At 40.0% G+C, this 21,355-nt stretch carries 17 protein-coding genes; 10 read left to right on the forward strand and 7 right to left on the reverse strand.

The window, feature by feature from the left end; all coding sequences use genetic code 11:
- Nucleotides 1-411 precede the first annotated feature (411 nt).
- Nucleotides 412-1,083, reverse strand: a complete 672-nt coding sequence (locus HEQ36_RS14010) for a 2OG-Fe dioxygenase family protein (protein WP_168636241.1) — start codon at nucleotides 1,081-1,083, stop codon at nucleotides 412-414.
- Nucleotides 1,084-1,482: 399 nt separating this feature from the next.
- Between HEQ36_RS14010 and sfsA the strand changes: the two genes are divergently transcribed.
- Nucleotides 1,483-2,208 (forward strand): DNA/RNA nuclease SfsA, encoded by a 726-nt coding sequence (gene sfsA / locus HEQ36_RS14015; protein ID WP_168636242.1) that lies wholly within the window; start codon nucleotides 1,483-1,485, stop codon nucleotides 2,206-2,208.
- Between the two features lie 278 nt (nucleotides 2,209-2,486).
- On the opposite strand, the gene HEQ36_RS14020 is transcribed toward sfsA, so the two are convergent.
- The gene (locus HEQ36_RS14020; RefSeq protein ID WP_168636243.1) at nucleotides 2,487-3,464 is read right to left on the reverse strand and encodes a carbohydrate kinase; all 978 of its coding nucleotides are present in this window, start codon (nucleotides 3,462-3,464) and stop codon (nucleotides 2,487-2,489) included.
- A 259-nt stretch (nucleotides 3,465-3,723) separates the two neighbouring features.
- Here HEQ36_RS14020 and HEQ36_RS14025 point away from each other — a divergent pair, with 259 nt between their 5' ends.
- Both HEQ36_RS14025 and HEQ36_RS14030 read left to right on the forward strand, forming a co-directional pair.
- Nucleotides 3,724-3,999 carry a LuxR C-terminal-related transcriptional regulator gene (locus tag HEQ36_RS14025; protein ID WP_039200413.1) on the forward strand — a complete coding sequence of 92 codons (276 nt, stop codon included), beginning with the start codon at nucleotides 3,724-3,726 and terminating at the stop codon, nucleotides 3,997-3,999.
- 190 nt (nucleotides 4,000-4,189) lie between these two features.
- Complete coding sequence (locus HEQ36_RS14030) at nucleotides 4,190-4,636, forward strand: DUF6636 domain-containing protein (protein ID WP_205748545.1); 447 nt, start codon at nucleotides 4,190-4,192, stop codon at nucleotides 4,634-4,636.
- A 611-nt stretch (nucleotides 4,637-5,247) separates the two neighbouring features.
- On the opposite strand, the gene thrC is transcribed toward HEQ36_RS14030, so the two are convergent.
- Entirely contained in the window at nucleotides 5,248-6,342 is a 1,095-nt protein-coding gene (gene thrC, locus HEQ36_RS14035) for a threonine synthase (protein WP_039200414.1), read from the reverse strand.
- A 273-nt stretch (nucleotides 6,343-6,615) separates the two neighbouring features.
- On the opposite strand from thrC, the gene HEQ36_RS14040 reads away from it, so the two are divergent.
- Complete coding sequence (locus HEQ36_RS14040) at nucleotides 6,616-6,819, forward strand: hypothetical protein (protein WP_080683959.1); 204 nt, start codon at nucleotides 6,616-6,618, stop codon at nucleotides 6,817-6,819.
- A 17-nt stretch (nucleotides 6,820-6,836) separates the two neighbouring features.
- Here the strand turns inward: HEQ36_RS14040 and HEQ36_RS14045 are convergent, their stop codons facing one another.
- The 4 genes from HEQ36_RS14045 to HEQ36_RS14060 form a co-directional block, all read right to left on the reverse strand.
- Nucleotides 6,837-9,236 carry a hypothetical protein gene (locus tag HEQ36_RS14045; RefSeq protein ID WP_233455503.1) on the reverse strand — a complete coding sequence of 800 codons (2,400 nt, stop codon included), beginning with the start codon at nucleotides 9,234-9,236 and terminating at the stop codon, nucleotides 6,837-6,839.
- Nucleotides 9,237-9,665: 429 nt separating this feature from the next.
- Complete coding sequence (locus HEQ36_RS14050; protein ID WP_168636244.1) at nucleotides 9,666-10,280, reverse strand: heme-copper oxidase subunit III; 615 nt, start codon at nucleotides 10,278-10,280, stop codon at nucleotides 9,666-9,668.
- 291 nt (nucleotides 10,281-10,571) lie between these two features.
- Complete coding sequence (gene ctaD, locus HEQ36_RS14055; RefSeq protein ID WP_168636245.1) at nucleotides 10,572-12,245, reverse strand: cytochrome c oxidase subunit I; 1,674 nt, start codon at nucleotides 12,243-12,245, stop codon at nucleotides 10,572-10,574.
- A 221-nt stretch (nucleotides 12,246-12,466) separates the two neighbouring features.
- Nucleotides 12,467-13,411 (reverse strand): cytochrome c oxidase subunit II, encoded by a 945-nt coding sequence (locus tag HEQ36_RS14060; RefSeq protein ID WP_039200416.1) that lies wholly within the window; start codon nucleotides 13,409-13,411, stop codon nucleotides 12,467-12,469.
- A gap of 493 nt (nucleotides 13,412-13,904) precedes the next feature.
- On the opposite strand from HEQ36_RS14060, the gene HEQ36_RS14065 reads away from it, so the two are divergent.
- The 6 genes from HEQ36_RS14065 to HEQ36_RS14090 all read left to right on the forward strand — a co-directional run bounded on the left by HEQ36_RS14065 (nucleotide 13,905) and on the right by HEQ36_RS14090 (nucleotide 21,325).
- Nucleotides 13,905-14,873, forward strand: coding sequence for a heme A synthase (locus HEQ36_RS14065; RefSeq protein ID WP_053540648.1), 969 nt, complete (start codon nucleotides 13,905-13,907; stop codon nucleotides 14,871-14,873).
- A gap of 150 nt (nucleotides 14,874-15,023) precedes the next feature.
- Nucleotides 15,024-15,974 (forward strand): heme o synthase, encoded by a 951-nt coding sequence (locus HEQ36_RS14070; protein ID WP_168636246.1) that lies wholly within the window; start codon nucleotides 15,024-15,026, stop codon nucleotides 15,972-15,974.
- A 253-nt stretch (nucleotides 15,975-16,227) separates the two neighbouring features.
- Nucleotides 16,228-17,247, forward strand: a complete 1,020-nt coding sequence (locus tag HEQ36_RS14075; RefSeq protein ID WP_168636247.1) for a DUF2235 domain-containing protein — start codon at nucleotides 16,228-16,230, stop codon at nucleotides 17,245-17,247.
- Nucleotides 17,248-17,333: 86 nt separating this feature from the next.
- Nucleotides 17,334-17,732 (forward strand): hypothetical protein, encoded by a 399-nt coding sequence (locus HEQ36_RS14080; protein WP_168636248.1) that lies wholly within the window; start codon nucleotides 17,334-17,336, stop codon nucleotides 17,730-17,732.
- Nucleotides 17,733-17,784: 52 nt separating this feature from the next.
- On the forward strand, nucleotides 17,785-19,155 hold the full coding sequence (locus HEQ36_RS14085; protein ID WP_168636249.1) for a cytochrome P450: 1,371 nt from the start codon (nucleotides 17,785-17,787) through the stop codon (nucleotides 19,153-19,155).
- Nucleotides 19,156-19,327: 172 nt separating this feature from the next.
- Nucleotides 19,328-21,325, forward strand: a complete 1,998-nt coding sequence (locus tag HEQ36_RS14090) for a lipoxygenase family protein (protein ID WP_205748546.1) — start codon at nucleotides 19,328-19,330, stop codon at nucleotides 21,323-21,325.
- Nucleotides 21,326-21,355: the final 30 nt, after the last annotated feature.

The following is a 21,355-nucleotide window of genomic DNA, read 5'->3' on the forward strand; positions in this document are numbered from 1 at the left end:
ATTTATATTATTTATATTACAGCGATTTCCAATCATATAAGGTACATCTTAGCCCCCTCATCGCTTGCGGGGAGGGGGTTGGGGGTGGGGTTCTTGTTCTGGGTTTGATGACAATTTGCTGTATTTATATTATTTATCGAACAGAATTCAGGATCAGGAGTCACCGAGTCAGAATTCAGAATGAATTCTGTGCGAGTCACGGATGAATAACTGGGTTTAAGACCCCCACCAAATCGTAGATTTGGTGGTCTTTAATCAGTCGCAGGTTTGAATCCTCGACTGATTGATTCTGACTCCTGGCTACTGACTCCTGACTCCTTCTTCAAATTATTTATATTATTTATATAGCGGTTATCGGTTGGAGGCAATACAATTTAGGGCGCAGACCCTGCGCCCCTACAGGTTTTGTGATTAAAAGTCGGACATTATACTAGGATAATTGATCACAAATACATCCCTACTTCCCAATCCTGGAACTTGGGGTTCTATCGGCGTAGTAAAATGGAAAAATTGATCTTCATTCACCAAAATTATTTCTCCAGGTTGCAAAATCTTGTTAAAAACTGGCTTTTCTTTTTTAGCAGCATATAAATGGGTTTCTCCACCTTGAATATTGTCTCTTCCTGCGGAAAAAATGCCAATAAAATCACTACCATCTTTGTGAATACCTTCAGGTGCAGGATTTCCTAAATTAGTTGGTGAACAGGTAGTTCTAATTTGATGAACATCAACTGCTGCCGACGAATACAGTTTACAAGAATCACAAAATGCAAAAACCAGTTTCTTGAAAATATCTAATTCTATCAGGGCATCATCTAATTCAGCAAACTCTCTTTTTACTCCTCCCAATAAAGGATTATATTCTTTAGTTTGTAATAGATATCCATGAGGCAATTTAACCAATTTATCTCCAGAAACTTTAAATCTGGATAACCTGCGGGAACGGTATTCACCCTTAACATAGGGGTCAATTGGTAAATTCTCAAAAAATGGTCGAAAACCTGCTGTATTAATCGAGTTTACTTTTCTCAGAGTGAACAGAAAAGCATATTCTAATTCTGTATAGAGTGAGACTTTTTGCATAGGATATTTTTCCTTGCATTGGTAAATACTACCATATTTATCTAAATGGTAAGCTGTAATATCTATAGCAATCCTAAATGAAATGTGAACATCTCTTACTTCCCCACCTCTGTGTCCTCTGTGTCCTCTGTGGTTCGTTAAAAAAACTAGTTCATAACTCAAATAGGATTACTACATTATATTTAATTTCTCTAAAAATATTGTAAATTTGACTACAAAAGTTACTCATTTATGATGCAAATTAGACTTTTTCGATAAGAATTTAGGTAAAGTGATAATATCCCCGACTTCTGACATCAATTTATGGTTTGCGGACACAATAAACAAAAGAAGTCGGGGATCTGTTCATGGTATTTTCATTGAGTTACTATAAATCAATGCTCTACCTATTTATGACTAATGATTGATTGGCTCTATAACTACCCCACACTCTATCCTGGCATTTTACTCAAACGCTACAAGCGGTTTTTTGCTGACGTTCAACTAGATTCTGGAGAGGTAGTAACAGCACATTGTCCAAATACGGGTCCAATGACGGGAGTTTCTACCATTGGTAGTGCTGTACAAATTTCTAAAAGCGATAATCCTCACCGAAAGTTAGCTTATACATTAGAGTTGATTCAAGTTAATGATAATCAAACAGCTTGGGTGGGTGTAAATACGGCTTTACCGAATCGGGTGATTAAATTAGCTTTAGAAAAACGTTTATTTCCAGAGTTGGGTGAATATGAACAGGTGAAAGGTGAAGTTGTTTATGGAAAAGATCGCAAAAGTCGGATAGATTTTTATTTGACCGGTAGTGCTGAACAACGCCCAATTTATTTAGAAGTGAAAAATACAACCTGGTGTCAGGGAACTTTAGCCTTATTTCCCGATACAGAAACCACCAGAGGACAAAAGCATTTACGGGAATTAATGGAAGTTTTACCCGCCAGTCGGTCGGTAATGCTGTATTTTATTAATCGAGGTGATTGTGTAGAGTTTGCACCTGGAGATACAACAGATCCCGTATATGGTCAGTTGTTACGGGAAGCGATTAAACTGGGTTTAGAAGTTCTCCCATGTCGCTTTGATATATCTCCTGACGGTATTCGTTATTTGGGTTTAGCAAAACTGAAAATTTAACAGAAACGTTGATGAGATAATATTAATGTCACTAATTTTAGTTGCAAAAAGTTTTTGAGGGTAGATAAGGGAAGAATTGCTGTCAACCACCCATCACTTCCCTTCGGGTAAGTGAGGGCTTGTAAAAAATTACACAATTGATTTTTCTGTTCCCTGTTCCCTGTTCCCAGTTAAGAGTTCCCTGTTCCCTCTCTCAACGAGTGAATTTAATTTTGTCCGACTACTTATCAGGAATATCAGCCGATTGTCACTGATATTCCCGTTAATTTTGCTATTGGTTAAAGTTGATGGGAAGCGAGAAAAGCATCAACTTCTGCCGCAGTTGGTTGGGAAGCGATCGCACCTGGTTTAATAGTAGTTAATGCTCCCACAGCACTGGCATAGGTGACAATCCTTTTGGCTGTATCTGCATCTTTGAGGCTGTGAATCCCCACCTGTTGCAATTGATGGATAAACCCAGCCAAGAAACTATCTCCAGCACCAGTTGTATCTACCACAGACATGGAAAACGCCGGCATTTTACCTTCATTTTCCCCTAAACAATAGGCACAACCATGTTCACCGTCTGTCACCAAAACCCCTTCCAAAGAATTAAGCCTATAAGTAATTGCCCCTGGGTCTGTAGTATTAAATAACCATTGAGCTTCTTCTTTGGTTAATTTGAGAAAATCAAATCGCTTTAGCAATGACAGAATTTTAGTCTTAGCTGTATTTTCATCTTGCCAAAATACTGGTCGCCAATTGACATCGAGAATAATTTTTAGGTCATATTGTTCTGCTAACTCTAAAGCCCGCAAAACCGCTTTTTCACTTTCAGGATAGGCTAGTTCTAAAGTTCCTACTACCAAAAAGTCGGCTTCATTAAAGAGCGCAGTTGGTAACTTTGCAGCTTCTAGGCGAGTATCAGCAAATTCTGAAGTATCATATTTACCAAAACCAGCAAAAGTGCGATCGCCTGCCAAATCCCTAACTACATATACTTGTCTCGTTGGCGCTGTAGAATAACGTTGCACACCAGTTGTATCTACACCAACATCTTCTAATAATTTTATCAGTGTACTTCCTGCTTCGTCCTCACCCACAGCACCGATAAAACCGGCTGAAGTTCCCAACTTTACCAAAGCACAAGCTACATTCGCCGGCGCACCTCCGGGATAGGGAGTCCATGATTTCACTTCTTCTAGCTTAAGTCCCAATTGATCAGCTAAACAGTCAAGTAAGACTTCACCAAGACATAAAATAGAGGGATTACTCATTTCATTTTTGATTTTCGATGGGGCATAATCTAAATCTAGTTTGACACTATCGCAGTATGCACTTGAATACAGCTTTTTTATTTATCCTAGTTAAAATCAATACCTATTATTTGTAACAAGTAGGACTACAAACCTAAAATTAAAAGAAAATCTTGACATTAGTATTATTAGCAACATTTAAAACTATCTACCTCGGAAAGAATCTTCTAGAATGAGGAGTAAGATTTGAGTACATATACCAAGGGAGGAATAATAAGTCATGGCTACTAGTGAGTCTGGGACCCGTGTTAGTCTGTCAGACAGAGAACTGCAAATTATAGACTTAGTGGCTACCGGCTTAACTAACCAAGAAATTGCAGTCAAACTGGAAATTAGTAAACGCACAGTTGATAACCACATTAGCAACATTCTCACCAAGACGAAAACTGATAACCGTGTGGCTTTGGTACGTTGGGCTTTACAATGGGGTAAAGTTTGTTTGAATGATGTTAATTGCTGTCCTCTTTCTCCCCGGAATGATGAAAGTATCTCTTAGTCAAGAAGCTGATTAATCTAGCTTTTTTGCTATTTTATAGATTGCTGATTGAGAGTGGAGGTAGTTGATTTACGCTGTTGTGTACTACTTTGCATATTGAAAAAGCAAGGTTAAAGCACAGGTATCTAAAGGCGTAAATCAATTATCCCACAAATATACTTTTAATGATCGTTGCAGGTAATATCACATTATGTACAAACAATTGATTAAACCAATTATCTTTGTCATTACCAGCATGGTGACAATATTGCCACAGGTCAGTATTGCTGCACCAAAGGGTTTTCAATCCCCTAGTGGTAATATGTTTTGTGAGCTAATGCCAGGAGAAATAAACAGTTTAAGATGTGAAATCAATTCTTCACTGAAACCCAAACCGCCTCAACCTTATTCTGGATACTGCGGGTTTGATTGGGGAAGGGGTTTTTTGTTACCTGCTGATGCTAGACCAGAAATTTTGTGTATTAGTGATACTGTCGCTGATAAGAATAAAACTGTTTTAGCTTATGGACAGACTTGGAACAATGGCGGTTTTAAGTGTGTTTCCCAAAAAACTGGTTTAACTTGTACTAATCAAAATGGCATTGGCTTTTTTCTCAGTCGGGAAAAATGGCGTGTCTTCGGACTTTCTCAATCTTAGTTAAGCCAGCCAGCCAGGGAATGAATTCCCTGTCTAAAAGCTAAAGTCGGTTAAAACCGACTATTTCAGATAAATAGGATAATTTTTAATTTTGAATTAATTAGAGTGCGTTTTAACGCACTTTAGCTTTGAGACCGTAACTTAAGTTCCGGACAAGTTTGTTCCGCCAAACAAATAAGCTATTCCTAGCATAAGTTGACACCAATAATCACCGCTATACTAAACACGGGTGAGATTTAAACTTTTGCCAAATGACAAATAACCCAGATGTGTAGGGGTAAAGCAAGAGCTTCATCTTCATAGGTGTCAACTTAACGTAAAACCTCTATCCCGCAAAGAACTCAAGTCGTCTCGTTCCCAGTCTCTGACTGGGAATGAATTCTAGAAGGCTCTGCCTTCAATAATATTAGAGGCAGAGCCTCATCAACTGCATTCCTAGTCAGAGACTAGGAACGAGATGTGGTAGGGATTTGAGCTTAAGTTGACACCAATGAAGCTCTTGCTTTACCCCTACGTTTAGAATCAAACAATCAAGCCGTTTTGAGTATAAAGGGGTTAAAATAGAGGAAAGAGCGATCGCCTACAATCGCCCTTTATCTGGGGCTGGCTACCTACTCAAATCCCATCGCCGCCGCCACAGCCTTAATATCAGCATCAATGCCCTGTTTGAATTGAGCATGACTGTGTTTAATAGCCGTATCTGGATCTTTTAACCCATTACCAGTTAAGACACAAACAACCGTTGCACCACTAGGAACTTCGTCTTTTACTTGTAACAAACCAGCCACAGAAGCCGCACTAGCCGGTTCACAGAAAATCCCTTCCGATGATGCTAAAAGTCGGTAAGCGTCGAGAATTTCCTCATCAGTCACAGACCGGAATCTTCCTTGACTGGCTGTTTGCGCTGCAATGGCTTTATCCCAACTGGCGGGATTCCCAATTCTAATGGCTGTGGCTATGGTTTCAGGATGTGCCACCCGTTGACCATTGACCAAAGGTGCAGCACCAGCGGCTTGAAAACCCATCATTTTCGGTAGGCGATCGCATTTACCATCTTGATGATATTGACAAAAACCCATCCAATATGCTGTAATATTGCCCGCATTCCCCACCGGAATACATAACCAATCGGGAGCATCACCCAAAGCATCAACAACCTCAAAAGCTCCGGTTTTTTGTCCTTCTAAGCGGTAGGGGTTGACAGAATTTACCAAAGTAATAGGATAACTATCTGCCACTTCCCGGACAATTTCCAGAGCGCGGTCAAAATTGCCTTTAATAGCTAACACCTCTGCGCCATACAGTAGCGCCTGTGCCAACTTACCTAAAGCCACATAGCCATCGGGAATCAGCACAAAGGGTTTCATTCCTCCCCGTCTAGCATAGGCAGCGGCAGCGGCAGAAGTATTACCAGTGCTGGCACAAATCACAGCCTTAGCACCTGCTTCTGCTGCTTTAGAAATTGCCATTGTCATCCCCCGGTCTTTGAAGCTACCAGTGGGGTTAAGTCCATCATATTTAACATACACCTTCACCTGTCTGCCAATACGTTCGGCGATCGCTGGCACGGGAATCAAAGGTGTGTTACCCTCCAGCAAAGTCACCACAGGGGTTTTTTCACTGACAGGCAAGTATTGACGATAGGCTTCTATCAGCCCTGGCCACGGTTGGCAATGAGATTTAGCAGCAGACAGGCTCAAAGTCACAGGATTAAAAATTTCTTAATTAAGGATTTACGATTGGGAATGCTTTTGAATAAGTATCCCACTTTTCAAGTCTATATGTTAGTTGCGGAACACCGTAATAATGAAAAAATATTCAAGGCGGTTTTAACCGCCCGTGTCGCTTCCCTCTCAGGGCTAAAGCCACGCTTGTTTCCCACTTACCGGATATCCTTATGATAAAAACTATATAATGTCTTAACAAAGATTAAGATAAGTATATTATACTATCTCTAAATGGTGTGAGTTAAATTTCTAATGCCAACAACTATGTCTACTATGTCATCCAGTGTTTCCGAATGTGAATCCCACGCTAACTTAGTCGAGAAGTTAACGAAGGCGTACTATCAAGGCGATCAGCAAGTTAAGTTTATTAACTTACAAGCAGAGGTAGATTCTCTTTTAGAGCAATTGCAAAATCTCAAAAGCGAACAAATCGAAGCTCCTAGCGACGAAGCATAAATTAGGATCTGTGATAACTATTCAAATCGCTGATTAGTTTGTGACCAACGTTCCAAACTATATCCCTGCCTATTTTCTACCAGTAACGCTAGAGATTGATCATCGGTAAGTTGAGCGATCGCTATTAGCGTTTGCTGGTTTGCACGGGCAAAATCACTATAAATGACATTACTATCTGCCGAAAAGATGAGAGTCCGGGGACGTTTTTGATTATCTGTCGGTTTTGAAGTATTACCATCGAACTGATTTAAGGAGGCTATAGCAGGATCAGAAATAGTTAGCACAATCTCCTGATGTTGATCATTCGTCAAATCAGCCAATTGAACTGGCCAATCAGCCATTTTTTCGCGCATTTCCTGAAAATCAGGAATCACACCAGCAGTTAAATCACCCGACTGTTGTAATTTTCGCCATAGAACTGGCAGCATGGACTCCACTAACTTAGGTTGTTGTTGATATAAGTCCTTCACAGTTACCGGAGATGGTTCTACCCATGTTAACGCATCCACGGTCAGAGCTAAAGGTCGAGGCTGGAAAGAATTAACCTTGCGTTCAGGCAACGCAGAACCCAACATTAACAACCGTAAACTCTGTCCCCTAACTTGTACAGCCTGAATATTCGTCGTAGTAACCTCCTGTTCTCCATTAGGTTTCCAGACAATAACCTGCATACTGGGGTCAGAACTAATCCCCAGAAGTTTGCGCCAAAATTTTCGAGGTTGATTTTGCAGTTGGTCAAAATTAGCAAACGGATAACTTAACCAACTCGTACCATCATAAAAGGCACTAACTTCCACCTGATACCAAACTTGATTATTAGTAATTTTCAAATCAGTTTGCAGAGATATTGGCAACCAATCCCCCTCATTAATGCGACTAACTTGTTTTACAGTGCCAATAATTCGACTTTTATAGGCATTGATTTTATCATCATCAAGTTGAGTTAAAATACCTTGAATATAGTTAAGTGTTTCCGCATTAATATTCGGTTGTGCTTGCAACCAAGCATTAGCTCTTTCTTCTCCCCGTTGCACCTTAAAAATTAACGCTACCCAAGCTAAAACCGCGCGACGATTAGGATTAAGTCGCAACGCTACCGCAGCCCGATTCCAAATTCTCCCCTTATCAGTTTGTAATAAATTAGTAATTTCTTGACCATTATCAGGTGAATTTTCCAATACCTGCAAAGCCTTTTCCCAACGACCATCAATAATATCTGCTGTAACTTGTTGGTGAGGACTTGCCCAATTTTTATCAGCCTGCATTCTTGTAAATTCCGAATGTAAGCGGATGACATCTATTTGCGCCCGTGCTGCCGCTGAAAAAGGCTGTTTACGCTGTTTTTCTAAAGATTTCAACCATGTAAAAGCAGGAGTCCAAAGTCCATTTCTGGCTAATAACAGAGACTGTTGAAAAGCAAATTCATTAACGGCAGGTTTTTGGAAATTAATTGCTTCCAGATAAATAGAATTAGCCACTAACTGACTCGGTTTAACTTGATAAACTTGCAAATTTGGTTCTATATTTACCGTTTGATCAATAATTAATTCCTTTGAATCATTACCCGTTATCCCTTGCCATTTAGGTAACTGCCCATTGCGGGTTTTCCAAGATAACATTTTTTGTAAGCTTTTGAGAGTAGGATTGTAATAGACAACTTGACCATAGATAATATTATTATCGTTATTTTTGTATTCACCCCGCAAATAAAACCAAAATCCTGGAAACAGGTGAGGATCTGTAAAAGCTTTCACCTTAGTTAGAGGTAAATGTATTTTTGTTTCTTGATTGTCTGATTCAGAAATAACCACACCTGAAGAGGATTCTATAAAACCTTTCGATAGACCAATAACAGGTAATTTAGTAATTAAATAGTAGTATTTTTTTGACTGAAATTTATATTCCAAATCCTGAGAAAGTTTATAGATCCTCAGTTCTACCAATTCTTGACAATTAGACTGACAATGCTTGCGTTTTTGGAAAATTGGTAATAAAAAAGATTCCTCTGATTGACCATCTAAAGGCATGATTTCGCCAGATAGAAGTTGTTTTTGACTTAAACCGAGTTCAATAGCTGTAACTGTTTCCGGTAATTCTCGTTTACCTGTAGATATTTTTGCCCATTTTGGTAAAAAATCATTCACCCAGCTAACCTGGGCAGGATTTAAAATAAATAGCACACTCATCCAACCAACACCAATAATTATACCAGCACTGCTTAACAACAGACTCAGCGCCAACGTAGACGATAACCAACTACGCCGTTGATAACGTTTGGGTAGTTTTTTAACATTCTTATTTGTTACACTTTGAGGAGGCTGATTCAGTCCAGCAGCTTTTGGTATGCGTTTGCGGGGTTTATTGATCATCTGACGATTACTAGCACTGGTAATTTGATGTTGTTCAAAATCATCCATGATAAATTTTGACAAACTTAGTGCAATTTCGCCAGTGTACTAGTACATCATGGCGTAAATAAAGCAACTATTTTAATCAGATACGTAATAAAAGCGGTGAGGAAAGGTATGAATGTAGATGTGAGAATTGACTCCTTTCCCTTTAGTGAATTTAGTTTTAAGTAATTACTTTTCAAACAATGTCTAACATACCAATATTTCTTCCCTCCGTGTCCTCTGTGCCTCTGTGGTTCGTTTATATTGTAGGTTAGGTTGACGCAAATAAACCCAACAAAATATTTGATAATTTTGATAATGTTGGGTTGCGCTGTCGCTTAACCAAACCTACTATATACTTATACCATAAATAATAACCAGTACAAACAAAAAAACCCCCTTGGGGGGGATTGTAGGTTATTCGAGTGGAGTGAACAACTAAGTAATAAATACCTAGAGTAAATAGAGTAATCCGAACAAAATAATCCAAATTACGTCTACAAAGTGCCAGTAAATTTCCGCTGCTTCAATGCCGAAGCGGTTTTCATTGCTGTAGTGTCCGGGAGTAAGCGATCGCCACAAAACTGCTAAAATCGCTAAAACACCGATGGTAACGTGCAAGCCGTGAAAACCAGTCAAAACATAAAACGTACTAGCGAATAAATTGGTAGTCAGACCAAACTCCAAATGAGTATATTCATAAACCTGACCCGCCAAAAAAATCGCCCCCATAGCTGCGGTAATTGCCAACCAAAGCCGCATTCCTTTCGTATCATTCTTTTTAATAGCCGTATCAGCATTGTGCATCACAAAACTACTAGCTATCAAAATAGAAGTATTCACAGTCGGTAACAACAATTCTAAATCTGGAGTTCCTGTCGGTGGCCAGACAGGAATAGTTGAACGGTAAGTTAGGTATGCACCAAACAAACCCATAAAAATCATGCCCTCAGCCACCAAAAACATAAATAGACCAGTTAAACGATGATCTGGATGTTCCTCATGATGAGAAACGTCCGTATGGTGATTTAATTCAGTTTTTGCCGTGTCAACAATTTGACCTTGCATAAATTAGTAATTGGTAATGGGTTCAAGGCAGGGCTAGTTCATTTTTATCTAGTAGTCTGTCAAATTTATTTTGACGGGTTTTTGGTAGTGCGGCATCTTGCCCGCGTGAGCGAGACGCTCACACTACAGTCCATCATTTTTATCTTGACAGACTACTAGCCCACCTCAGAATGAATTCTGAGTCTAATAGCGAAAGTCGTCTAAAGACGACTAAAATAAATTTCTAGTCCGTTTCAACGGACTTTAGTTATTAGCCCGGAACTTCAGTTCAGGGCGGGTTATGTCAATCCCTTAAAGTGCTGATTCAGTTTGGGGAGTTAACACAGGTTCAGTTTCCACCCGTTCCTCACTCACCCCATAATCGTATGGACCAGTAGTCAAAACAGGAAGAGTTTCAAAATTCTCAATACTAGGAGGAGAAGAAGTCATCCATTCCAAAGTCAGCGCTTGCCAAGGATTATTGCCCGCTTTTTCCCCATAGAACCAACACCAAACCGCATTGATGATAAATGGTAACGTCGAAACCGCCAATATATAAGATCCGTAGGTACAGATTTGATTCAAAGTCGTGAACTTAGGATCATATTCCGCAATGCGGCGGTTCATACCCATTAATCCCAGTTTGTGCATGGGTAAGAAAGTCATATTTAAACCAATCATGGTGAGGGCAAAATGCACCTGACCCCAAAATTCGTTCAGTTTCCGTCCCGTCATTTTTGGAAACCAGTGGTAAATAGCCGCAAAAATCCCTAACACACTCCCACCAAACAAAACATAGTGGAGATGTGCCACCACAAAGTAAGTATCGTGAACGTGAATATCAAAAGGAACTGCTGCCAACATGACCCCACTAATGCCACCAATCACAAAAGTGGCTAAAAAGCCGATAGCAAACAACATGGGACTGTTGAGGCGGATTTTACCACCCCAAATAGTAGCTAACCAACCGAAAATTTTAATACCAGTGGGGACAGCGATGATCATGGTAGTGATCATGAAAAACATCCGCAACCAACCGGGAACACCACTGGTAAACATATGGTGCGCCCAGACGATTAACCCTAAAAAGCTGATAGCTAGGGATGAAAAAGCGATCGCTTTATAGCCAAAAATCGGTTTACGGGCATGAATTGGCAGAATTTCCGAAATTGCCCCAAAGAAAGGCAAAATCATAATGTAAACTGCCGGATGAGAATAGAACCAGAACATATGCTGGTAAACAACAGGATCTCCCCCACCAGTCGGGTTAAAAAACGTTGTTCCTGCCAGCAAATCAAAACCCAGCAAAATCAAAGCCGCAGCTAATACTGGTGTAGATACCAACACCAAAGCCGAAGTTGCAATCATCGCCCAACAAAACAACGGCATTTGAAAGATGCCCATACTAGGAACACGCATCTTCCAAAGGGTGACGAGAAAATTAATCGCCCCCAAAATCGAAGAAGTTCCCAATAGCAACACACTCATAATCCAAATCCCCTCACCCACCTGGCCTGTTACCAAACTCAGAGGTGGGTAAGAAGTCCAACCAGCATCCGGGGCATCACCTACAGCCAAACTAGCAACCAGTAATACACCTGCTGGGGGAACCATCCAAAAAGCTACCGCATTCAGGCGCGGAAATGCCATATCTCTCGCCCCAATCATCAATGGGATCAAATAGTTAGCAAATCCTGCTCCTGTTGGTACAATCCACAAGAAAATCATGATTGTGGCGTGGAGTGTAAACAGGCTGTTGTAGACTTCAGGCGTGACAAAATCCACTTCTGGAGTCCGTAATTCTGTCCGCACCAAATCAGCCATTACGCCGCCAATGCAGTAAAAAACAAACGATGTTACCAGATATTGAATCCCAATCACCTTATGGTCTGTACTAAAACCGAAAAAGTCTCGCCAATGCCTTTCCCCATGTTCTTCAGCATGGTTAGGGACATTAGCAATTTCTTCTAACTGTGCTTGTGTCATATTTTAAAAAAGAGTTAACCGAGCGGTTCAAAACCCCGTCTATACAGGCGAAACCCACCTTCGTGGGTTAAATGAACTTGATTTTTATTAGTCCACGCAGGTGGACTTTGTTTGTGTAGCCGCGTTCGCGGAGCGTGGCGAAGCCATATTCTATTCGCGGGGACTTTGTTTATTAACCGGGACTTGATTTTGTAAACCCTGCAACTCTTACAATTCCCAAACTACTTAATTTGATGCAGAATTTCTGAGTGAATGCCCATATCCTTGATGTAAGGAGAGAGAAATTCATCGGCAGTCATGGACATAGAATTCACAGCTACCGCTTGATTAGGGATATCTTTACCAGCAATTAGCTGTTCTTGCATCCAACTATCAAAAGCTTCCTGTGTCTCCACAACTACTTGGCTTTTCATCACCCCGTGATATGGACCACACAATTCAGCACAAATTAGGTCATAATCGCCCGCTTTTCTGGGTGTAAATCGCAAATGGGTTTGTCTACCAGGAATAGCATCTTGTTTCACCCGAAATTCAGGAATCCAAAAAGCGTGGATGACATCGTTAGCTGTCATGTTGATTTCCACAGTTTTGCCAATGGGTAAATGCAGTTCACCCGTTGTTACGTCCGTGTCTGGATAGTTGAATAACCAAGCATATTGGAGTCCAGTGACGTTAATGGTCAATTCTGGCGGGTTTTTAACTTCATCAGAATTTGTCTTTAACTGTGATACTTGTACAGTCGCAGCCATTGCCGTTCCCGGCATATTCATGGCATCTTCCATCATCGGGGCAGCATGAGCCGAATGGGGATCAAAGCCACCCATGTTGTTATACACATCAAAACTGTAGAGAGAAATACCGACAACGATAATTGCGGGGATCGCTGTCCACAGTATCTCTAGAGGTACATTACCTTCAATGGCTGGTCCATCTTCATTGTCTCCAGCCCGACGACGATATCTAATAACAGCGTAAATTAAAACACCTTCAACAATCAAAAATATGCCTGTAGAAACAGTCATCATGGTGTTGAATAGACCATCTACCAAAGGGGCTTCGTCGGAGGCCGCTACAGGTAACAGACCGTGATTTTGACCGTACCAGAGACTGGCAAGTGTGAGGACAATGCCAATGAGTAATGTCCAGATTGCATTTGGAATTTTCACGGCTGATTTGGTGATTAATTGACTATTTTATCTCAATACCTTCGATTCGTAGGTTGGGTTAAGCGACAGCGCAACCCAACAAAGCAAAAAATGGTAAAGGCATTTTTATCTGTAAGTTACTTCACTTTTTAAAGTAACTCTACTTACTAAGGTAGTGCAGGGAATGAGATATAGTGTCCGCTGGTCTGAAATCTTTATTAATTTTTTCGATTAATAACACAATTTTGAGTACAAGGGAGATAAGTTGTCTTGCCCAGGTTAGATGACAATTAGGCAAAAATTTTCAGAAATTTCCATTAATTCCCATTGGTTAATTATTTCCATCTGCAAAACAGCACGAAATCTTACAGCGAAAACTAGCTAAAGTGATCCAAAGTATAGGGGAAGGCTGATTTCCATATTCTGACCTATACGTTAGGGTGAATATAAGTTGGCACTAAATCAAAATAGAAAATTCTCAATTTCCAGCACAAGCGGTCCGAAGGTATTGTTAATGAACGAATTTGTCCTAGAACAACAAAATAAAGCGGCAATAGTAGCACAACAGCCCCAGGAGATGATTCGTCGCTTGGTGTGGAAAATATGCGTAGCCACCTTGATTTTGATGGCTATAGGCAGTGCTACCCGCGTCATGAATGCTGGACTTGCTTGCCCTGACTGGCCTTTGTGCTATGGGGAATTAGTTCCAGCTAAACAAATGAATCTCCAAGTGTTTTTGGAGTGGTTTCATCGTCTAGATGCAGCTTTAATTGGCTTTAGTGCGATCGCCCTTTGTGGTTTATCCTGGTGGCATCGTCAACATTTACCCAAGTGGCTACCTTGGGCATCCACATTTGCCCTGTTTTTAATCGTCTTCCAGGGGATTTTGGGAGGACTGACTGTAACTGAATTATTGCGGTTTGATATCGTTACCGCCCATTTAGGAACAGCACTACTATTTTTCACCACTTTGTTAATTATCGGTACAAGTTTGATCCCCTATCAAGGCACGGGAACAGTAGGAAAGTTGCCCTGGGTGGGTTTAACTGCTGCTGTTTGTGTCTACTTGCAAAGTTTACTGGGTGCAATAGTAGGTTCGCGTTGGGCTTTACACCAATGTTTGGCAGGAGAACTGCTTGCAGCAGCGCCTCGCTATCAACTTTGTGATGTCATGTACAGCCATATTTTTGGCTTAGTACCGCCAACTATCGCTACTTTAGCAGTTGTTTTCATTTCTTGGCGGACACCGGCACTGCACCCGACTTTGCGAAAACTGGCAAATATGGCTGGTGGTTTGTTGATTTTACAACTCCTCTTAGGTGTGGCTACCTTCCGCCTACATTTACAAGTTGAACCTCTCACTGTTTCTCACCAAGCTATCGGTGCGACTTTACTGGGGACTTTGGTAGTATTTACAGTTTTATCATTACGGGATGGTTTACTTCCTCAGTCACCAAACTTACAGCAGATTCCAGATCAATAAGGTACAGAATCTAAATTCAAAACCAGTTTTACTCGTGACTCGGTGACTCCTGCTGTAACTCATGGCGTAAATCCATAAAATCTCATTTCTCTGTCCTCACAGCCAGCGGTTTGCTGACCAGTTCTTGAAAAATAAGGAAAAAGACCCAACATGATTGAGACTAATGTCTCTCGTCGTCAACACGACACATTTCTCCAAGTCATTCAAAGTTACTACCAGCTAACCAAACCCCGGATTATTCCCCTGCTGTTAATTACTACTGCTGGGAGTATGTGGATAGCCGCCAAAGGTGAGGTAGATCCCTGGTTGTTAATTATCACGATGATTGGTGGGACTTTAGCAGCAGCCAGCGCCCAAACTATTAACTGTATCTATGACCGAGATATAGATTATGATATGGAACGCACGCGCCACCGTCCTATGCCGTCTGGGAAGATACAACCCCGGGATGCTTTAATTTTTGCGATCACCCTGGCTGTACTTTCTTTTACCCTCCTCACGGTATGCGCCAATCTTCTAGCAGCATTTTTAGCCTTCTCTGGCATCATCTTTTATGTTTTAGTCTATACTCACTGGCTCAAACGTCATAGCACTCAAAATATCGTCATTGGTGGTGCAGCAGGGGCAATTCCCGCTCTAGTCGGTTGGGCAGCAGTCACAGATACTTTAAGCTGGGCAGCTTGGCTAATTTTTGCCATTGTCTTCTTATGGACACCCCCCCATTTTTGGGCTTTGGCGCTCATGATTCGTGATGATTACGCCAAGGTAGGCATCCCCATGTTACCTGTAGTCGTAGGCGATGAAGCCACCGTCAGGCAAATTTGGTTTTATACGGTAATTACTGTCACAGCGACTATTTTACTGTTTTATCCCTTACACGCCAGTGGCATTGTCTATGCTGTTATTGCCTTGACTTTAGGGGGAGTATTTGTCCATAAATCTTGGCGGTTGTTGCAAAATCCCCAAGATAAAACCATCGCCCGCGAGTTATTTTTGTATTCCATTTCCTACATGATGCTGTTGTGTTTGGCAATGGTGGTAGATAGTTTACCCATTACTCATCATTTAGTGAGTACAGTGCTTCATCAAATGCGCTTGTAGTCATGCTCAGGACATAGATCCCCGACTTCTTCGAGAAGTCGGGGATCTATTAATTCAGGGTATTGATTCTTGAACGATGGTAGCCAAATCATAGAATAGTGGTTTTTGTCTGTATTTTGTAATCAAAGTTTATATTTAGTTAAAATTCCATAATTTAATCTTTTTTTTAGAACAAGCTGCTATTTTCTTGTATACTGTATCAATTAGACTGTATTTAGTTCTACTTAAGCAAAGGAATTATAAGAATATAAATATGAAACGCCTAGTTGTTTGCTGTGATGGAACTTGGCAAAATTTGACTAGTAACTACCCTAGTAACGTAGTGAAGCTAAGTCAGTCAGTAAAACGAATTGCCAGTGATGACATACCACAAATCGTTTTTTACGGTGCAGGAATTGGTTCCGAGAATAAAAAGATTCTGGGTGGTGCTACTGGACTGGGAATTGATCAAAGCATACAAGATGCCTATAAATTTCTCTGCCTCAACTATGTAGATGGTGATGAAATTTACCTATTTGGTTTTAGTCGTGGTGCATACACAGTCAGAAGTTTAGCCGGGATGATCCATTGTTCAGGTCTTCTCAGCCGCCAATATATTACTCGAGTGCCTCAAGCCTACGAGCTTTATCGCAATAGAAATGTCAAACCCAAAGATGATAAAGCTCGTAAATATCGTGAAGACTACGCAAAAAATGAAGGTAAACCAGTCAATATTACCTTACTTGCTTGTTTCGATACTGTAGGTGCGCTGGGAATTCCTTTACTACCTATGTTCAAAATATTTTCTCCAATACTTCATAGCCGTTACAAATTCTATGACACTACTTTAAACAAGTATATTCAAAACGCACTGCACGCTATGGCAGTAGATGAAATCCGGGAAATTTTTGATGTAACCCCGATGACCAAAAACCCCGATGCTCCAGAACAACAGCTAATTCAAAAGTGGTTTCCAGGTAATCATGGTTGCGTTGGTGGTGGCACAAAAGAATATGCTCCCCTATCAGATGGCGCATTCAAATGGATGATGGAGTCCATAAAAGGCTTAGACTTAAAACTGGAATTTGATCTCAACTCAATAAGCATTGAGCTAAAACCTACTGTTGATTTTAACAACGATCCAGGCTTCTATAAATTAGTAGGAACTAAACTTCGTGATGTTCCCAATCAAGTTGCTGATATTCATGAAAGCACAATTGAGAGATTGCAAAAGCGTAAAGATTATCGTCCCAAAAATTTAGCACAAACTATTTCTGAGTTGAAACTGAATTAATAATCCCCCAAAGCAAAGTATTCTTTGTTTAATCATTTGATTAAATATCTACATGGTAGGAACTATCAGATTCAAAGGAAATTTTTATGCAAGATCAAACAAAAGAAGTAGAAGCAACAATTGCCGAATATAACAAGGTATTTGCCCAGCTTAAGCCTAGTATATTAGGTCCATTTTATCACTATCCATCAATACTAATTACACCAGAAACAGCCGTCACTATCACCAATGGCTTCAAACTGTGGATTGTTTTTACAAAAATCGTAGGTGATTTAAAAAAACAAAACTATGGTAGAAGTGAAACCGGTCCCCTTAAAGTTAAATTACTCAGTGATAATCTAGCCGTAGTTAGTGCAGTTGCCACCCGCTACACCAAAGATAATCAACTGCTAACCAGCTTTGGTTTTACTTATACCATGCGTAAAGTAGACCAGCGCTGGAAAATTATTGTGGGAACAATTCATGACGTAGATTCTGTATCTTAGATGTGAATAGTATTCCCGTCATTCCAAAAATTCCAAAAATTCGAGAGGTCTTATGTCCTATTTAGAAAGATACGATAGCATTCCGACAGAAAATGTCGCTGATAGAGTTAAAGTAGTCAATCAAGGAGTTTGGACTGATTGGCAAGGATTATTTAAAGAACTCAGAGAAAAACGACCTATTTTTCTCACACCTAAATTTACATTAGTAAGTTTATTCCCCGACGTACAAGAAGTTTTATCTCGCTCCGAACACTTCTCAGTCAGAACCTTTGCTCCCAAAATGGACCCTGTTTTTGGCCCTTGTATGTTGGCTAGAGATAACACAGAACATAATTGGCAAGAAAAGTCAATTATGAGATCAATGTTGCAATTGGAAGATTTACCACTTGTCAGAAAAAAAGCAGGTGAAATTACCAAATCCCGTTTAGATGAATCCGCAAAAACCGGTAAAATCGAAGTTGTTCGTGAGTTAGGAAAATATGTTCCTATCAAAATTTGTGGCGACTATTTTGGGTTTCCTGGTCCTGATTTAGAAACTATGTATCGCTGGGCAAAAGCCACCCAAGACGATATGTTTAGAAATTTGACCAACGACCCTAAAATTCATGAAGCTTCGGTACAAGCCGGACAAGAAATGCGTGTTTACTTGGGTCAACTTCTAGCACAGAAAAAAGCCCAAATTGCTCAAGATTTGCCTAAAAGCATAGATGATTTATCATCAGGAGAAATATTCCAGGGCTGGTTAAAATCAATTTTTAGTCCCGGAACTTCCACAAGTAATAAAAATTCTCAAAATAGCAAATCTACCGCACCAGCAGACATTTTTACTCGGTTAGCAAACACAACATTTGCCAGCGATATTGACTTTGATGAAACCAAGATCATCAGCCACATGATCATTTTATTAGTGGGTAGTATCGAAGGTACAGCCCAGGTAATTACTCAAGGTTTAGAACAAATTCTCAAACGTCCAGAAATCTTCGCCAAAGCCTTAGCAGCAGCCCAAGCGGACGATAATCAAACCTTTGATAAATACGTTTGGGAAGCAGTTCGTTTTAATCCTTTCAGTCCTTTTCTGGTGCGGTTTTGCGAAGCAGATTACACCTTAGCCGCAGGAACTCCTAGAGAAACCCGTATCCCGGCTAAAAGTATTGTTTTAGCTGGTGTAGGTTCAGCTATGTTTGATGGCGCAGTTGTGACGAATCCTGATGAATTTTCCATTGAACGGCCAAAATATAACTATATGCACTTTGGCTATGGTAGTCATACTTGCCTGGGTGAACATCTTGGTGGTGTAATTGTTCCTGAAGTCATCAAACAAATTCTATTACGTCCAGGCATAAAATTACTTCCTGGTGATGAAGGTAAAGTTGAATATCAAGGTTATATTCCTGGACGTTTTGTGATTGGTTATGACAAGTAATTAGAATTTAAAAAAAGGGAACAGGGAATAGATAAGAAACTCGAAGAAACAATGTCATTATTTCAATCTTATGTTTATAAGCATGATTTTTTTCTCTTCTCCGTTCTCTGTTCTCTATGAACAGATTTATTGACAGCTTTTGCAAAATTTATCAATATTCCCAGGAGTTATTATGTCCAAACTGAAAACCATTCTTGATGAACTGAAGCAAGTTTTTGGAATTAAATTAGCCGACAGCGATTTAGGAAAAAATAAAGCTATAAAGAAGGCTAAAAAAAGCATTGTTCAAATTCGTGAACAGGAATTTGATAAGCCTCTTGATCAATTAAATAAAGCTACTGGCAAGTTAGTTTTTAGTGATACAAATAAGCCTGTACACAATATCCAATTAGAATTGTGGGACAGAGATATCGGTACACCTGGAGATTATTTAGGTCGCGGTGAAACTGATTACAATGGTCAGTTTACAATCTACTATGATCCAGGTAAGGCAGGTTTTCTAGATCAACCTGATTTAGAATTAAGATTGTTAGAGAGTCGTATCCGTTTTGATAGTGATAATCAGCCAGTTGCCACCTATCGTATTGCTTATACTATCAAAGGTGGTGATAATGTCACTCAAAAAAATTATGATTTCGGAACTTGCACTGTTCCTTACTGGCTTTATAAACCAGATAGTCACTTTGCGCGGTTGTTTTTCAGTGAATTAGAGGGAACTCCAGATGATTATTCTGTTGGTCGGACTCTTCAAGGTTATGATGCTGCTAGTGGTTTAGTTCCTATTAAAGCCAAGCACGTTATTACTAATACTCTTTATCCTGATCAACCAACTTTACCAGAAATTCAAGCGGCATATCCTCCAAATTTGACGATTAAATTAGATCGCAAAAATCCTGGTTATACCAGAAGTGATGAATATTTTGTGTTGCGGGTAATTAATGGGATGAATCCCTGTTTGCTGAAACGGAATAAGCAGAACCCAAATCTGTTTAAAACCGGATTCAATTGGGATAATTATGAAAAGGATAATGACCACGACCTGAATAATGTGGAAGCCTTTTTGGAACTCAAAGAAAATAAGTTGGTGGTGACTGCAATTACGGTGCAAAGTCGTTATCCTGATTCTTTAGCACCCCATTCTCCTCTAAAAGAGGCTGTCACCTATACTCCTAATGATGGGGAAAAATGGTTACAAGCGAAACGGATTTTCCGTACTAATAGTTTCTTTGCCGCGGAAATGATTGAGCATTATATTAAGGCTCATTTACAAATGGAACAGTATACAATTGCTGCTTTCCGCAATTTACGCAAAAATCCTGTGCGGTTGATGTTATTTCCTCATGTGAAAAGTTTGGTTAATATTAATCAACGGGCTGATGAGGTTTTGGTATCGCCAACTGTGGGTTTAGTTACTACTAATGGACCGTTAACTCCTGGTTCTGTGGTGCAAATCTGTAAGGAAAGAATGGCGAGTTATGATTGGAAAGGTTGGAAACCTCGTCAGCCACTTTTTGAAGGTCATACTTTTGCGAAGATTGCTAATCTTTACTGGCAGGTTTTAACTGAATATATTGATAGTTTTTTCCAAGATTATCAGGAGGATATTATTAAGGAGTGGGCGGAAATTCACCGTTTATCCGATGATATCGTGGAGCATAGCGTGGCTTATCAACCGTTAGTGGTCATCAATGATACTGACTATGACTGGTATGATCACAATGAGCTTGATCATCCTGAGATACCCAGAACAACAGTTAATGGTACAGTCAAAGCAACTCGCGCAATTACTACATCTGATCAAGCTAGTGCTACAGATATCGAGAATTTAAAAGAGTTGTGTCGTTATGTGATTTTCCACCTTACTTTTTGGCATTCTTGGGTGAATGATGCTCAAGCTGATGAGGGTGGAGAAATTTTCTATAATTCGTTGGCGTTACGCGGTGGTAGTTTTGGAAGTGAGGATGATCCAGCGATCGCTCCTAATGTCTTAGAATCTACTAATCTGATCTATATGGTCAATGTTCTCACTGCCATTAAATACGGTTATATTCTCAAGAATGAAGATGATGACATTCCTGAAGAATTAAGAAAGATATTGGCAGGTTATAAACAACAATTTGCTGATCTTGATTACGAGATTGGCAACATCAGAGCGTTGATTAACGTTTAAAAGAGCTATGAGTATTCAGCGGTCATGAAC

This window comes from Anabaena sp. 54, from assembly GCF_017355725.1.
GTDB lineage: Bacteria > Cyanobacteriota > Cyanobacteriia > Cyanobacteriales > Nostocaceae > Dolichospermum > Dolichospermum heterosporum.